Source organism: Kosakonia sp. (assembly GCF_032052965.1).
GTDB lineage: Bacteria > Pseudomonadota > Gammaproteobacteria > Enterobacterales > Enterobacteriaceae > Kosakonia.
This window is the reverse complement of sequence record NZ_DAMBVN010000010.1, coordinates 18,788-34,070: the sequence shown is the minus strand read 5'-3', so window position 1 is coordinate 34,070 and position 15,283 is coordinate 18,788. Positions and strand designations below refer to the sequence as shown.

Here is a 15,283-nt window from a genome sequence, read left to right as displayed (position 1 = left end):
ATAACGCCGCACCGCGTGATTTAAGCAAAATTGCGTCCTCTTAAGAGTTGTAATTGTTTGCTTTTCTTTACGTTTATTGACGTCCGGCAGCGTCTGCCAGTGGAAAACGCAACATCACCTGTGTACCGTGCTCCGCTGCCGACGTAATCTCCAGTTCACCCGCCAGTCGCCCGGCGCGTTCACGCATAATACTCAATCCGTAATGGCCGTCCGGCTCTATTGTGCTACGCATTCCAATGCCGTTATCACGAATATAAACGGTATGCAGTCCGTCGGGATCGGTCACACAGCTCACGCTGATTTCACTGGCATTGGCATGTTTAATCGCGTTGATCACCGCCTCGCGAATAATGTGCAAGACGTTAATTTGTTGCTGCGCGTCCAGCGCCTGGGTCGGCAGGCGGCAATCCAGTGTCAGCCGTGCCTGGGTCTGGCTTTGCAACAGATCCAGCGCTTCGCGCAGCGCTGCCGTTAAGTCGCTTTGCTGTAAAGAGAGGCGAAACGTGGTAAGCAGCTCGCGAAGCTGTTGGTAGGCATTGTTCAGCCCGCGCGAAAAGTCATCAATAATCGTATGCGCGGGCGCGTTGCTCTCCGGCACGGCGCGCTTGAGCAACGCAAGCTGAATGCGCAAATACGACAACATCTGCGCCAGCGAGTCGTGCAGTTCGCGGGCAATGGTGGCGCGCTCCTCCATAAGGATCAGTTGCTGGTGCTGTTTCTGCGCCTGGTTGATGTACAAGCCGCGGCCAAGAATGGTGGCGATATTGCGCATTAACGGCAGTAAAGCCTGCTGCTCCACGCTTTGCCAGCGCAACTCGCCCAGCACGGTTTCCAGCATATTCACCGGCAGACTGTGCAATGGCTGTTGCGGGTCCCGTACGCCCTGCTGAAGGCACCAGTTTTCGTTCACGCTCAGTTCAAGAAAACTGACCGCTTCATGTTCATAAACAATGTTCAGCACCTGGCGCAGGCAATGTGCGTCAATCTGGCTGGTATTCAGCGCCTGCGAGCACTGGTACATCAGTTCAAGACGTCGGTGTGCTTCGTGGAGGTCCCGCGTTTTCTCGGCAACCGATGCTTCCAGCGAGCGGTACAGTTTTAACAACTCTCCGGACATCCGATCGAATGTTGAGGCCAGCAGCCCCAGCTCATTATCCAGTTGCGTCTTAAGCGGTGGATAAGAGAAGTGTCCCTTCTGGATCTGCTGACTGGCGGTCATCAGTTGTTGCAGAGGAGCCACCACTTGCTGGCGAATGCGGCGCAGGGTAAAGAAGACCAGCGTGAATATCCCGCACGCCCCCAGCAGTGAAATCAATACCACCAGCAGCATTTTGCGTTCGGCATAGTGCTGCAACGCCAGTACGAACAGATCGATATTGCCAACATAATGCTGAATATTTTGCTGGTACCACTGGCGGTCATTGTGGGCCAGGCGCGCATCCATCTCGCGCCATGTTTCGTGCAATTGCCCATAACGCAGTTGCACGTCCTGCGGAATGTACCAGCGCTGCAAGTGCTGCAATACCGGCGAATTCAGCGTTTGCAGGTAGCGCTGGCGGTGTTCAGCGAGCATGGACGGAGCGCTTTGCAGATCGTAACCAAGGCGATAGCTCTGCATGCGCAGCGAACCAGCAATGTTAACGGCTTCTGCATCTTTCAGGCTGCTGGCGAGGGTGGTTAGCGCAACGCCAGTGGAGAGTAAAGAGAGCAGAACAATATAAAAAAACGCCCGGGCAAGGCTGGTTGAAACGGGTTTTTTGACTATCACAGCAGTAGTTTCCAATTCCTGATGTTACCCGCGAGGGACGGCGGTTCGCATAGCCATAGAATGAAATGAGTGTTCAGAAATCCTGAAATAAATTGATCTGCTACAAGTTCGTGACAAATAGATAAACATTATGGGCAATTGAACATTGCCTGGCACCAATAGCCCCGGTAAATACAGGGGATATAAAAATGAGGTTTATTAAACCAGAAAAGAAGGGTGCCATGAATCGTTTTATTATGGCGAATAGCCAGCAGTGTATAGGGTGTCATGCTTGCGAAGTCGCGTGTGTCATGGCGCACAATGATGAGCAACATGTGCTGCACCCGGCGCAATTTCACCCGCGCATTACGGTGATCAAACAGCAACAGCAACGCAGCGCGGTAACATGCCGCCACTGCGAAGCTGCCCCCTGTGCCCGTAGTTGCCCGAATGGCGCGATCGCGCGTGTCGATGATTCTGTGCAGGTTAACCAGCAAAAGTGTATCGGATGTAAAGCCTGTGTGGTGGCCTGCCCGTTTGGCACTATGCAAGTGCTGGTGACTGCCGTTGGCGAGGGCGCGGTAAAAGCCACTGCGCATAAATGTGACCTGTGTGCTGGTCGGGCTGACGGCCCGGCTTGCGTGCAAAACTGCCCGGCGGATGCGTTGCAACTGGTGAATGGTGACGCGCTGGCAGGCATGGCGAAAGCGCGTCGTCTGCGCACTGCCAGCCATGAAGCGCAACCCTGGCACCGCGTTGCCGCGCTGGCCCCGGCGTTTGATGATCGCAAAGTGCGGCAAATGCGCAAGACACCGTCGCGCGGAGAACCCGATAAATTACCGCTGGCGGCCCGCAAAGTGGGCTTCGACGAAATTTATCTGCCGTTTCGCGCCGGACAGGCACACCGCGAAGCAGAGCGCTGCCTGACGTGCGGTGAGCATAGCGTGTGTGAATGGACCTGCCCCTTGCATAACCATATTCCGCAGTGGATCGCGCGGGTGAAAGAGGGCGATATTGCCGCTGCGGTCGAGCTTTCTCATCAAACGAACTGTTTGCCAGAAATTACCGGTCGCGTTTGCCCGCAGGACCGTTTGTGTGAAGGCGCCTGCACCGTGCGCGACGATTATGGCGCGGTCACCATCGGCAATATTGAGCGCTATATCTCCGATCAGGCGCTGGCGCAGGGCTGGCGTCCAGACTTGCGGCAGGTACAAGCGGTAGACAAACGTGTGGCGATTATCGGTGCCGGTCCGGCAGGACTGGCCTGTGCCGATGTACTGGCGCGGCATGGCGTCAGTGCGACGGTGTTCGACCGTCATCCTGAAATTGGCGGGCTGCTGACATTTGGTATCCCGGCCTTCAAACTGGACAAATCGTTACTGGCGCGTCGGCGCGAGATTTTCAGCGCGATGGGCATTCGTTTTGAGCTGAATTGCGAAATTGGTAAAGACATCGCACTCGACACGTTGATCAACGACTTTGATGCGGTATTTGTCGGCGTGGGTACCTACCGTTCGATGAAAGCGGGCCTGCCGAATGAAGATGCGCCGGGCGTATATGATGCGCTGCCCTTCCTGATTGCCAATACCCGGCAATTAATGGGGCTGCCAGAGAGCGCCAATGAACCCTTTATCAACACAGAAGGGCTGAACGTGGTGGTACTGGGCGGTGGCGATACGGCGATGGATTGCGTGCGCACGGCGCTGCGTCACGGTGCCGGTAAAGTGACGTGCGCATACCGCCGCGACGAAGCCAATATGCCCGGCTCGAAAAAAGAGGTGCAAAACGCCCGCGATGAAGGCGCGGCATTTGAGTTCAATGTGCAGCCGGTGGATCTGCAACTGGATAGCGACGGTAAGGTTTGCGGCATTCGCCTGCTGCGTACGCAACTGGGCGAACCGGATGCCAAAGGGCGCCGTCGCCCGGTACCGATTGCCGGTAGTGAATTCGTGATGCCCGCCGATGCCGTGATCATGGCGTTTGGTTTTAACCCGCATGCCATGCCGTGGCTGGAGCAGCAGGGCGTGCGACTGGACGATTGGGGACGGATCGCCGCCGCGGTCGATTCGCGCTATCGCTACCAGACCAGTAATCCGAAAATTTTCGCCGGTGGCGATGCGGTGCGTGGGGCAGATTTGGTGGTGACCGCAATGGCGGAAGGTCGCCATGCCGCGCAGGGAATGATGGACTGGCTTGGCATTACCGCACCCGGTAAACATTAACGGCTTTCGCGACAAAACAGGCTTCACGGCGTACTATGACGTTAAGTTGTTAGCGCTTTGGAGCCTGTATGTCGCTGAAAATTGAAGTTATCAAAGATAAACTCCTCTCTGAAAATTACTTTATCCTGCGCAATATCACCTACGATCTGACCCGTCAGAATGGCGAAGTAGTGCGCCATAAGCGCGAGGTTTACGATCGCGGAAATGGCGCGACAATCCTGCTCTATAACCGTGAAAAGCAGAGCGTGCTGTTGATCCGTCAGTTTCGTATCGCTACCTGGATCAACGGTAATGAAGACGGCCGCTTAATTGAAACCTGCGCCGGTTTGCTGGATGACGATGAGCCAGAAGTTTGCATTCGTAAAGAGGCTATCGAAGAGACCGGGTACGAGGTCGGCGAGGTACAAAAAGTCTTCGAGCTGTATATGTCACCGGGTGGCGTGACGGAATTGGTGCATTTTTTTATTGCTGAATACAGCGATGCGCAGCGCGCGAATAACGGCGGCGGCGTGGAAGATGAAGAGATTGAAATCGTGGAATTGCCCTTCACTCAGGCTTTATCAATGATGGCCCGTGGAGAGATCCGCGATGGCAAGGCGGTGATTTTACTGCAATACTTACAACTCTCCGGGATAATGAACTGAATATTAAGGTCTTTTTGGTCCTTCTTTCACATGAAGCTATCCGACAAATCTGATTGAGCAAGCGAACCGGGGAATAGAAGATGGCGCACGTCTTACATCTATTATTCTTCCGGGGTTGTTCCGTTCATGCGTTATCGCAGTTTATGTTTGCTATTCGGGCTTTTTACCGCGCCGTGGCTGTGGGCTGCGCCTGCACAACAGGCTTTTTCCGACTGGCAGGTCACCTGCAATAACCAGAACTTTTGCGTCGCGCGCAATATTGGCGGGCATAACGGTCTGGTGATGACGCTCGAACGCAGCGCTGGTGCGCGTACCGACGCCACCCTACGTATCGATCTTGGCAGCAAAGACACTCCACCATTAAAAGAACCGCCTATTGCGCCACGCCTGTTGCTTGACGGGCAGCCATTGCCGCTGGCGGGCGAACACTGGCAAATCACGCCCTGGCATTTAATGACTGACAATGCGGGCGGCATTGCCACCTTTTTAAACGTGATCCAGGAAGGGAAGACGATCACCCTGCAAAATGGTAAGGGCTCACTGTCGCTCATTGGCCTCAAAGCAGCACTGCTGTTTATTGATGCGCAACAAAAACGCGTTGGCAGTGAAACGGCGTGGATAAAAAAAGGCGATGAGCCGTCGCTGAGCGTACCTCCGGCCCCCGCGCTGAAGAAGGTAGTACAGACCAATGATATGCCCGCGCCGCTGACGCATAGTCAACTGAACGACTTACTGGATTATGCCAACTGGCGCATGAACAACAGCCAGTGTTCCCTGGATCCAATGCGCCGCCAGGTGCGTGTGACGGCCCTGACGGATGACAAAGCCCTGTTGATCATCGACTGCGAAGCTGGCGCGTATAACACCGTGGAACTGGCGTGGCTGGTTTCCCGGCAAAAGCCCTTTGCCTCGCGCCCCGTTCGTTTGCGTTTGCCGTTCACCCCGGACAATGGCAACGATGAAATGGAACTGATGAACGCGGCTTTTGATGAGAAAACCCGTGAACTGACCACTCTGTCAAAAGGGCGTGGACTGGTGGATTGCGGTGTGTCGAGCCGCTGGCGTTTTGACGGGCAACGTTTTCGTCTGGTGCGCTACGCTCAGGAACCGACCTGCGATAACTGGCACGGCCCTGATGCCTGGCCAACGCTGTGGGTGACGAGATAAGCGTAACCTCTCTATAATCCCCCCTGGGATTTTGACAGGGAAAACAACAATGAAGCACGTTTATGCACAGTGGGTTGCCGTTTGCCTGCTGTTTTTTGCCGCTGTACCCGTACAGGCGGAACTCAGCAGTACCGATCGCCAGGCCATTACTCAGCAAGTCCAGCACTGGAACAGCTATCTCAATGGTGAGCAGGGCGCGACCGACAGTAATCTTTACGCCGCCCAGGTGCAGTGGTTTGGCCAGAACCTGGCCAGCGATGCGGTGCTCAGCAAACAACGCGATTTCAAACTCCATTCGCCGCAGTACGCGCAGCGGATTATCAGCACGCTCGACATCAACGAAGATGAGACGGGCCAGGTGTGGGTAGAGTTTGTTAAACAGGCGGGTATCACCGCAGACAAGCTGAAAAACTACCCGGCGCAACTGGGGTTTAAAAAAGAAGCGGCGGGCTGGCGTATCCGTGATGAGACGGATTTGCTCACCCGACTGAATCAAAAAGATCCGGCAGCAGAAGGGCGACTTGCCAAAGGCAAATTCGATGGCGTGAATAAAGATGTGGTGTGGGTTACCGCCCGCGATCCAAAAAGCGGTGGCAGCTGCGATATGGACGGCGACTGCCAGTGCTCGTTATGGAGCAGCAATCCTGCGGTTCAACCGGCTATTGTGCCGCAGTGCATTGGCGGCGGCGTTGATGTGCTGTCGACGCTGGATGACAGCGGACGCGATCGGGTCGTTATCTTCCCGGAATGGTGGACCAGTGCCTGGCGTGTGGTTTATGTCTATGACATTCAGCAAGGGCAGTGGATCAAAGCGTTACCCCCTTTCCCCATGAATATTAATGTTCAGGAACAGGATGATGCGGCGACGCTGGTGCAGCGCGATCCGCAGCACAGCGGCAGGGTGCTGGTGAAAAAAGCGCTGTGGGACGATAAGCAAGAAGAGATTGTCACACCGCAGGTTAGCGAAGCATTAATCAGCCTGAAATGAACGATAACCACCTCCAGAGGCGGTGGTTTAAAACTGATAATAAAAAAAGCGCCAGCCGGACGGCTGGCGCAGGGACTTATTTTTTCAGTACGGCTTTGGCTTTTGCCACCACGTTTTCGACCGTAAAGCCGAAGTACGGGAAAAGTTTCTCCGCAGGCGCAGATTCGCCGTATCCGGTCATTCCGACAATGGCCCCTTTCAGGCCCACGTATTTGTACCAGTAATCCGCAATGCCGGCTTCCACCGCGACGCGCGCGGCGACATCCGACGGCAGCACGGATTCGCGCCAGGCCTCGTCCTGGGCATCGAAGATGTCGGTAGAGGGCAGGGAAACGACTCGCACTTTATGGCCTTCAGCACTGAGCTGCTCGGCGGCCTTCATGGTGATCTCCATTTCTGAGCCGGTGGCAATCAGGATCAGATCCGGTTTACCGTCGCTGTCTTTGAGGATATACCCCCCACGGCTAATGGCTTGCACCTGCTCCGGGGTTCGCTCCATTTGCGTCAGGTTCTGACGAGACAGGATTAACGCTGTTGGGCCGTGGTGGCGTTCTACCGCCAGTTTCCAGCCCACGGCCGCTTCCACCTGGTCACAGGGGCGCCAGGTACTGAAGTTTGGCGTCAGACGCAGGCTGGCAAGCTGCTCAACAGCCTGGTGCGTCGGGCCATCTTCCCCTAAGCCAATTGAGTCATGGGTATAGACCATAATCTGCCGCGCTTTCATTAGCGCCGCCATACGCGCGGCGTTACGGGCATATTCTACGAACATCAGGAAGGTGGCGGTATAGGGGATAAACCCCCCGTGATGCGCAATACCGTTGGCAATTGCCGTCATGCCAAACTCACGTACGCCATAATGGATGTAGTTACCGGCAGGATCTTCTTTGAGCGAGGTCGAACCCGACCAGATAGTCAGGTTGCTCGGTGCCAGGTCCGCTGAGCCGCCCAGTAGCTCCGGTAACAGCGGGCCGTAGCTATTAAGGGTGTTTTGTGACGCTTTACGGGTGGCAATTTTTGCCGGGTTAGCTTGCAGATTGTCGATCCATTCGCGCGTCGTTTGTTCCCACCTTTCCGGCAGGCCGCCGCTCATCCGGCGTTTAAATTCGGCGGCGAGATCGGGGTAGGCTTTCTCCCATGCTGCCAGTTTTTCATTCCAGGTTTGCTGGGTTTTGGCGCCGCGTTCACGGGCGTCCCATGCCTGGTAAATCTCTTTCGGGATCTCGAATGCCGGGTATTTCCAGCCCAGCTGCTGGCGGGTCAGTGCCACTTCTTCTTCACCCAGTGCCGCGCCGTGCGACTCCTCTTTCCCGGCTTTGTTTGGTGAGCCAAAACCAATCGTTGTGCGGCAGATGATCAGCGACGGTTTGTCGGTGACGCTTTGCGCCTCAAGGATGGCTTTTTTCACCTCTTCGGCGGAGTGACCGTCGATTTCGCCCACCACATGCCAGTTATAGGCTTCAAAACGTTTGGCCGTGTCGTCGGTAAACCAGCCTTCGGTTTCACCATCAATCGAGATGCCGTTGTGATCGTAAAAACCAATCAGTTTACCCAGCCCCAGCGTGCCTGCCAGCGAGCACACTTCATGCGAGATGCCCTCCATCAGGCAGCCGTCACCCATAAACACATAGGTGTAGTGATCGACAATGTCATGACCCGGACGGTTGAACTGCGCCGCCAGCGTCCGTTCGGCAATCGCCAGCCCGACGGCATTTGCCAGCCCCTGACCCAGCGGGCCGGTGGTGGTTTCTACGCCAGGCGTATAGCCAATTTCCGGGTGTCCCGGCGTTTTGGAGTGCAACTGGCGGAAGTTTTTCAGCTCCTCAAGCGGCAGATCGTAACCGCTCAGATGCAGCAGGCTGTAGAGCAGCATCGAGGCATGGCCATTCGAGAGAATAAAGCGGTCGCGATCGTACCAGGTGGGATCGGCCGGGTTATGGCGCAGAAAATCATTCCACAGCACTTCGGCAATATCTGCCATCCCCATCGGCGCGCCAGGGTGGCCGGAATTGGCTTTTTGCACCGCGTCCATACTCAGGGCGCGAATGGCGTTAGCAAGCTCTTTACGGGACATAATTCACTCCATGGCAAGGGTTAAAATTTGGCGGCGATCAGATCTTCGAGTTTGCGCTGGTCGACGGCAAACTGGCGAATGCCGTCCGACAGTTTCTCTACCGCCATCGGATCCTGGTTGTGTTCCCAGCGGAATTCCGCTTCGCTCAACGGTTCGGGGCGGTGGAAGGTTTGGCGAGATGGCACCAGCTTGCGCTCAACAATGCCTTCCTGGTCCTGCAACTCCTGCAACAGCGCCGGCGAAATGGTCAGGCGGTCGCAGCCAGCCAGCGCGAGGATCTGCTCGGTGCGCCGGAAACTGGCACCCATCACAATGGTCTGATAGCGATGTTGTTTGAAATAATCGTAAATGTTGCGCACGGATTTCACGCCAGGATCTTCATCCACCACATAAGGTTCCAGCGGCTTGCGTTCGTTATACCAGTCGTAAATACGCCCTACGAAAGGCGAAATCAGAAACACGCCAGCTTCGGCACATGCGCGCGCCTGGGCAAACGAGAACAGCAGCGTCAGGTTGCAGTGGATACCCTCTTTTTCCAGCTCTTCCGCCGCGCGGATCCCCTCCCACGTGGCAGCCAGTTTGATCAGAATGCGTGAGGTATCGATCCCTTGCTCTTTGTACAGAGCAACCAGTCGTTTGGCTTTGGCGATGCTTTTAGCTTTGTCGTAAGAGAGGCGGGCATCGACTTCGGTAGAGACTCTCCCCGGCACACTTTTCAGAATTTCCGCACCAAAATTGACCGCCAGTTTGTCGCACGCTTCTGCGACTTGCTGTTCCTGGGTGTCACCGTGCGCTTTGCCAAAGGCGATGGCGTCTTGAATCAGGTGGGCAAAGTGATCGAGTGCGGCGGCCTTCAGCAGCAGAGAGGGGTTGGTCGTGGCATCTTCAGGCTGATAGTGACGGATTGACTCAATGTCGCCGCTGTCCGCTACTACGGTAGTGAATTGTTTAATGCCGTCTAAGTGGTTCATGAAATTAACTCCTTTAAAAGCAGTAGGTTATTGGAGTGCTTTCGTTGGCACTTTTGTGAGGATGAGAGGTGCATAACAAAAAAGCATAGCAGACAGCCCCCTTGCTTGCTGTTAGTGACGGGTAACAAAGATGTGAGTAATTGATAGAAATTTTGTTTATGGAATGGCGAGATTTTGGCTATGTTCAAAGTTTGTCACCGCGACAGAGGCCATACTAGGCGGCGCATCGGGATCGTAATCACGCTTTATCACTCTGAAAGCAACGTGAAAGGAACCTCAAATGGATGACCAGTTAAAACAAAGTGCCCTCGATTTCCACGAATTCCCTAGACCGGGGAAAATTCAGGTTTCCCCGACTAAGCCCCTCGCCACCCAGCGCGATCTGGCGCTGGCCTATTCGCCTGGCGTTGCCGCACCGTGCCTTGAAATCGAAAAGGATCCTCTCGCGGCTTACAAATATACCGCCCGCGGTAATCTGGTGGCGGTGATCTCTAACGGCACCGCGGTGCTGGGCCTTGGCAATATTGGCGCGCTGGCCGGTAAACCGGTGATGGAAGGGAAAGGGGTACTGTTCAAGAAATTTGCCGGTATTGATGTTTTCGATATCGAAGTGGATGAGCAGGATCCGGACAAATTGATCGACGTTGTGGCCGCGCTGGAGCCGACCTTTGGCGGCATCAACCTTGAAGATATCAAAGCGCCGGAGTGTTTCTACATTGAAGCCAAATTGCGCGAACGGATGAATATTCCGGTATTTCATGACGATCAACACGGCACAGCAATTATTAGCACGGCTGCCATTTTGAATGGTTTGCGTGTCGTTGAGAAAAATCTCTCTGATGTGCGCATGGTCGTCTCTGGCGCAGGCGCGGCGGCCATTGCCTGTATGAATCTGCTGGTGGCCCTCGGGATGCAGAAACACAATATTGTGGTCTGCGACTCGAAAGGGGTGATTTACAAAGGGCGTGAGCCCAACATGGCCGAAACCAAAGCCGCATATGCCGTGGACGATGACGGTAAACGCACGCTGGCGGAAGTGGTGGCCGGCGCGGACATCTTCCTCGGCTGTTCCGGGCCAAAAGTTCTGACGCCAGAGATGGTAAAAGAGATGGCGCGCCAGCCGCTGATCCTCGCGCTGGCTAACCCGGAGCCAGAGATCCTGCCCGATTTGGCGAAAGCGGTACGTCCGGATGCCATAATCTGTACCGGCCGTTCTGATTACCCCAACCAGGTGAACAACGTCCTTTGCTTCCCGTTTATTTTCCGTGGCGCGCTGGATGTTGGCGCAACGGCGATCAATGAAGAAATGAAACTGGCGGCGGTGAACGCAATTGCCGAGCTGGCGCATGCTGAACAAAGCGAAGTCGTGGCCTCCGCCTATGGCGATCAGGATCTGAGTTTTGGCCCGGACTACCTGATCCCGAAACCGTTTGATCCGCGCCTGATTGTCAAAATCGCCCCTGCGGTCGCGAAGGCGGCCATGAAATCCGGTGTGGCGACACGGCCGATTGCCGATTTTGATGCTTATATCGATAAACTTACTGAGTTTGTCTACAAAACCAATCTGTTTATGAAACCGATCTTCTCACAGGCCCGTAATGCGCCGAAGCGCGTGGTGCTGGCCGAGGGGGAAGAGCCGCGTGTACTGCATGCCACGCAGGAACTGGTCACGCTGGGGCTGGCAAAACCGATCCTCATTGGTCGCCCGAGCGTTATTGAAATGCGCATTCAAAAGCTTGGTCTGCAAATTCGCCCGGAAGTGGACTTCGAGATCGTCAATAACGAATCTGACCCGCGCTTTAAAGAGTACTGGACCGAGTACTTTGCCATCATGAAACGCCGTGGGATCACGCAGGAGCAGGCGCAGCGTGCGGTGATCGGCAACACCACCATTATTGGCGCCATCATGGTTCATCGTGGCGAAGCGGACGCGTTAATCTGCGGCACCATTGGCGACTACCATGAGCACTTTGGCGTGCTGCAGCAAATCTTTGGCTATCGCGATGGCGTGCATGTGGCCGGGGCGATGAACGCGCTACTGCTGCCAAGCGGCAACACCTTTATTACCGACACTTACGTGAATGAAGATCCTACCGCTGAGCAACTGGCGGAGATCACCCTGCTGGCGGCAGAAACAGTGAGACGCTTTGGCATTGAACCGCGTGTTGCGCTGCTGTCACATTCGCAGTTTGGCTCCTCCAATGCCCCGGCGGCAGTGAAAATGCGTGAGACGCTGGCGCTGGTACGGGAGCGAGCGCCGGAGTTGATGATCGATGGCGAAATGCACGGCGATGCCGCGTTAGATGAAACCATTCGCCACGAGCGTATGCCGGACAGCCCGTTAAAAGGGGCGGCGAATATCCTGATCATGCCGAATGTGGAAGCGGCGCGCATTAGCTATAACCTGCTGCGTGTTTCCAGTTCGGAGGGGGTCACCGTCGGGCCGGTATTGATGGGAGTAGCGAAACCGGTGCATGTCTTAACGCCGATAGCCTCGGTACGCCGTATTGTAAATATGGTCGCGCTGGCGGTCGTTGAAGCGCAAACACAACCGTTGTGATTTTCCATGCTATCCGGCACAGGCTGCCGGATAGCAGCTGGAAAGTTACACCCACTCTCTGACTTTTATAAACTCGCTGAGGGCGGCCTCCGGGCTGCCTTCTGCGGGCTGGTAGTTGTATTCCCAGCGCACCAGCGGCGGCATTGACATCAGAATCGACTCGGTACGCCCGCCCGTTTGCAAACCGAACAGCGTTCCGCGATCCCACACCAGGTTAAACTCCACATAACGCCCACGCCGGTAGAGCTGGAAATCACGCTCGCGTTCGCCATACGGCAGGTCTTTACGCCGCGCCACAATCGGCAGGTAACCCTCGGTATACCCTTTCCCCACGGCCTGCATAAAGGCGAAGCAGTGATCAAAGTCCGGGGTGTTCAGATCGTCAAAAAACAGCCCGCCAATCCCGCGCTGCTCATCCCGGTGTTTGAGGTAGAAGTAATCATCGCACCACTTTTTGTAACGCGGATAGACCTCTTCGCCAAACGGCTGACAGAGATCCCGGGCCGTGCGGTGCCAGTGCTGCGCATCCTCATCAAAACCGTAATAGGGCGTGAGATCGAAACCGCCGCCAAACCACCATACCGGATCGGCGCCGGGTTTTTCGGCAATAAAAAAGCGCACATTAGCGTGGCTGGTCGGCACATAAGGGTTGCTCGGGTGCACCACCAGCGACACGCCCATGGCTTCAAAACTGCGTCCTGCCAGTTCCGGACGGTGTGCAGTGGCGGAGGCGGGCATGGCATCGCCGTGCACATGCGAGAAGTTAACTCCGGCTTGCTCAAACACACTGCCGCCGCGCAATACCCGGCTGCGCCCGCCGCCGCCCGCTTCCCGTTGCCATACGTCCTCGGCGAATTCACTGCCGTCGATGGCGGAAAGCTGGCGACAAATCTCATCCTGCAGCTGGAGCAGGGCTTCTTTTACCGGTTGTACATCGGGTTTCATCCGCGTCTCTTCACATGGGCTTTGTGGTTATCGAACCAGCTAAAGTAACTCAACACACCATCGGCGATGGCGGTAGCGATCTTCTGGCGAAAGGCCGTGGTGCCGAGCAGCTTCTCCTCCGCCGGGTTGGTGATAAAGGATGTTTCCACCAGTACCGAGGGGATCGACGGGGATTTTAGCACCACAAACGCGGCCTGTTCCGTGCTGCTACTGTGCAGGCGATGCACTGGCTTGATCTGTTTAAGAATGTGCGAGCCCAGCGTCAGGCTGTTTTTAATGGTGTCGGTTTGCACCAAATCGAACAGCACCTGCTGAAGCAGGTGGTCTTTATCTGTCGCTTTTTTACCGGCGACTTCATCGGCGGCGTTTTCTTTATCCGACAAGTATTTCGCCATCGCGCTACTGGCGCCGCGGTTAGAAAGCGCAAAGACCGATGCGCCCGCCGCACTGGGGTTAGTAAAGCCGTCGGCGTGGATCGACATAAACAGATCCGCACCATGCTGGTGGGCAATCTCTACCCGGTCATACAACGGGATAAATTTATCGCCGGTGCGCGTCAGGCGAGCGTCTATGCCCTTGGCGCGCAGCTGCGCGCGAACATTTTTGGCGATCGCCAGCACCACGTGCTTCTCTTTTGAGCCGTTATGGCCAATGGCGCCGGTATCAATCCCGCCGTGGCCGGGGTCAAGCATCACAATGCGACGTGCACCGGCTTTTTTCGCTTTTGGCTTACTGTGGCCGGTGGTGGTTTTTAAGGGGGGCTCTTCCCTGGCGATGGCGCGAGACATGCCCGACAATGTCAGTGCGGCCAGACCTGCTTTCAGGATCTGACGACGCGATGTGAGGGTTTTTAAAGGTTTAAAGGTGCTCATACAGCCTGAATTGTATTATCCGTGGTCTTAGGTGTTATATCGTATCGTGTTTGCGGTTACGACAGTCCGTAAGAACTATTGTTTTACTTTTCATTTCAATACGTGACAGAGTGACATTATGCCATTTTTCCTGGTCGATGACGCCGGATATTGGCTACGGCGCCGCTTCGGGCCATAATCGCTATTATCACAGCTAAAAAAGATGGGAAATACCATGGAGATACGCGTTTTTCGCCAGGCAGATTTCGAAGAAGTGATCACCTTGTGGGAGCGTTGTGGTCTGCTGCGCCCCTGGAACGATCCGGAAATGGATATTGAACGCAAAGTGAATCACGATGTGAGTCTGTTCCTGGTAGCAGAAGTGGGTGGCGAAGTGGTCGGCACGGTAATGGGGGGGTACGACGGCCATCGCGGATCGGCCTATTACCTGGGTGTTCATCCTGAATTTCGTGGGCGCGGCATTGCCAATGCGCTGCTCAACCGTCTGGAAAAAAAGCTGATTGCCCGCGGTTGCCCCAAAATTAATCTGATGGTGCGGGAAGAGAACGAGATGGTCATCGGGATGTATGAACGTCTGGGCTATGAGCACGTCGACGCGGTGAGTCTGGGCAAGCGTTTGATTGAAGATGAAGAGTACTGATATCCACCCCGCCGATTACGATAGCCACGGTCGCCTAAAACTTCCTTTCCTGTTCTGGTGCGTGTTGTTGTTACAGGCCCGCACCTGGGTGCTGTTTGTGATTGCCGGCGCGTCGCGCGGGCAGGGCGATGCGTTGCTCACCTTGTTTTACCCCGATCATGACGCCTTCTGGCTCGGGCTATTGCCTGGTATGCCTGCGGCGCTGGCGTTTTTACTCAGCGGACGGCGGGCGCGTTTTCCCCAACTCTGGCGCGCGATGTACGTCTTACTGTTGCTGGCGCAGTTGTTGCTGCTGGTCTGGCAGTTCTGGCGCTGGTTTAGCGGCGAAGCCGTTTCAGGCACGGCGTTGGGGCTGGTGATTGCCGATAGTGTGGCATTATGGTGGTGGCTGACTAACCGTCGTCTGCGCGCCTGTTTTACAACAGATGCAGATTAAACGGCACTTTTTATCCTTTA

12 protein-coding genes are annotated in these 15,283 nt (G+C 55.4%); 7 read left to right on the top strand and 5 right to left on the bottom strand.

Features of this window, described 5'->3' with window-relative positions:
- Window positions 1–73: 73 nt before the first annotated feature.
- Window positions 74–1,768 carry a nitrate/nitrite two-component system sensor histidine kinase NarQ gene (gene narQ, locus RTX30_RS13515; RefSeq protein WP_312690781.1) on the bottom strand — a complete coding sequence of 565 codons (1,695 nt, stop codon included), beginning with the start codon at window positions 1,766–1,768 and terminating at the stop codon, window positions 74–76.
- Between the two features lie 221 nt (window positions 1,769–1,989).
- Here narQ and aegA point away from each other — a divergent pair, with 221 nt between their 5' ends.
- From aegA to RTX30_RS13495, 4 genes are all read left to right on the top strand, one after another.
- Window positions 1,990–3,969, top strand: coding sequence for a formate-dependent uric acid utilization protein AegA (aegA, locus tag RTX30_RS13510; protein WP_312690575.1), 1,980 nt, complete (start codon window positions 1,990–1,992; stop codon window positions 3,967–3,969).
- Window positions 3,970–4,037: 68 nt separating this feature from the next.
- Window positions 4,038–4,613 (top strand): GDP-mannose pyrophosphatase NudK, encoded by a 576-nt coding sequence (nudK, locus tag RTX30_RS13505; RefSeq protein WP_312690574.1) that lies wholly within the window; start codon window positions 4,038–4,040, stop codon window positions 4,611–4,613.
- Window positions 4,614–4,739: 126 nt separating this feature from the next.
- The gene (locus RTX30_RS13500) at window positions 4,740–5,780 is read left to right on the top strand and encodes a DUF1176 domain-containing protein (RefSeq protein ID WP_312690572.1); all 1,041 of its coding nucleotides are present in this window, start codon (window positions 4,740–4,742) and stop codon (window positions 5,778–5,780) included.
- Between the two features lie 49 nt (window positions 5,781–5,829).
- Complete coding sequence (locus RTX30_RS13495) at window positions 5,830–6,768, top strand: hypothetical protein (protein ID WP_312690570.1); 939 nt, start codon at window positions 5,830–5,832, stop codon at window positions 6,766–6,768.
- A 76-nt stretch (window positions 6,769–6,844) separates the two neighbouring features.
- Here RTX30_RS13495 and tkt read toward each other — a convergent pair whose 3' ends face one another.
- Window positions 6,845–8,839 (bottom strand): transketolase, encoded by a 1,995-nt coding sequence (gene tkt, locus RTX30_RS13490; protein WP_312690568.1) that lies wholly within the window; start codon window positions 8,837–8,839, stop codon window positions 6,845–6,847.
- Window positions 8,840–8,859: 20 nt separating this feature from the next.
- Window positions 8,860–9,810 (bottom strand): transaldolase, encoded by a 951-nt coding sequence (gene tal / locus RTX30_RS13485; protein WP_312690566.1) that lies wholly within the window; start codon window positions 9,808–9,810, stop codon window positions 8,860–8,862.
- A 280-nt stretch (window positions 9,811–10,090) separates the two neighbouring features.
- On the opposite strand from tal, the gene maeB reads away from it, so the two are divergent.
- Window positions 10,091–12,370 (top strand): NADP-dependent oxaloacetate-decarboxylating malate dehydrogenase, encoded by a 2,280-nt coding sequence (gene maeB, locus RTX30_RS13480; RefSeq protein WP_312690564.1) that lies wholly within the window; start codon window positions 10,091–10,093, stop codon window positions 12,368–12,370.
- A gap of 45 nt (window positions 12,371–12,415) precedes the next feature.
- Here maeB and hemF read toward each other — a convergent pair whose 3' ends face one another.
- Complete coding sequence (hemF, locus tag RTX30_RS13475) at window positions 12,416–13,315, bottom strand: oxygen-dependent coproporphyrinogen oxidase (protein ID WP_312690562.1); 900 nt, start codon at window positions 13,313–13,315, stop codon at window positions 12,416–12,418.
- Window positions 13,312–14,187, bottom strand: coding sequence for an N-acetylmuramoyl-L-alanine amidase AmiA (amiA, locus tag RTX30_RS13470; RefSeq protein ID WP_312690561.1), 876 nt, complete (start codon window positions 14,185–14,187; stop codon window positions 13,312–13,314). The genes hemF and amiA overlap by 4 nt, the downstream gene beginning before the upstream one ends.
- A gap of 214 nt (window positions 14,188–14,401) precedes the next feature.
- Here amiA and RTX30_RS13465 point away from each other — a divergent pair, with 214 nt between their 5' ends.
- Window positions 14,402–14,827: a GNAT family acetyltransferase gene (locus RTX30_RS13465; RefSeq protein WP_312690559.1), complete on the top strand. Its 426-nt coding sequence runs from the start codon at window positions 14,402–14,404 to the stop codon at window positions 14,825–14,827.
- Window positions 14,814–15,263, top strand: coding sequence for a DUF2919 domain-containing protein (locus tag RTX30_RS13460; protein ID WP_312690557.1), 450 nt, complete (start codon window positions 14,814–14,816; stop codon window positions 15,261–15,263). Before RTX30_RS13465 ends, RTX30_RS13460 begins: the two co-directional genes overlap by 14 nt.
- Window positions 15,264–15,283: the final 20 nt, after the last annotated feature.

Excerpts from the sequence above, each read along its gene's own strand:
- RTX30_RS13465 (WP_312690559.1), top strand. The coding sequence starts at position 14,402 with ATGGAGATACGCGTTTTTCGCCAGGCAGATTTCGAAGAAGTGATCACC.
- tkt (WP_312690568.1), bottom strand. The coding sequence starts at position 8,839 with ATGTCCCGTAAAGAGCTTGCTAACGCCATTCGCGCCCTGAGTATGGAC.
- RTX30_RS13460 (WP_312690557.1), top strand. The coding sequence starts at position 14,814 with ATGAAGAGTACTGATATCCACCCCGCCGATTACGATAGCCACGGTCGC.
- RTX30_RS13500 (WP_312690572.1), top strand. The coding sequence starts at position 4,740 with ATGCGTTATCGCAGTTTATGTTTGCTATTCGGGCTTTTTACCGCGCCG.
- amiA (WP_312690561.1), bottom strand. The coding sequence starts at position 14,187 with ATGAGCACCTTTAAACCTTTAAAAACCCTCACATCGCGTCGTCAGATC.
- hemF (WP_312690562.1), bottom strand. The coding sequence starts at position 13,315 with ATGAAACCCGATGTACAACCGGTAAAAGAAGCCCTGCTCCAGCTGCAG.
- nudK (WP_312690574.1), top strand. The coding sequence starts at position 4,038 with ATGTCGCTGAAAATTGAAGTTATCAAAGATAAACTCCTCTCTGAAAAT.
- maeB (WP_312690564.1), top strand. The coding sequence starts at position 10,091 with ATGGATGACCAGTTAAAACAAAGTGCCCTCGATTTCCACGAATTCCCT.
- RTX30_RS13495 (WP_312690570.1), top strand. The coding sequence starts at position 5,830 with ATGAAGCACGTTTATGCACAGTGGGTTGCCGTTTGCCTGCTGTTTTTT.
- aegA (WP_312690575.1), top strand. The coding sequence starts at position 1,990 with ATGAATCGTTTTATTATGGCGAATAGCCAGCAGTGTATAGGGTGTCAT.
- tal (WP_312690566.1), bottom strand. The coding sequence starts at position 9,810 with ATGAACCACTTAGACGGCATTAAACAATTCACTACCGTAGTAGCGGAC.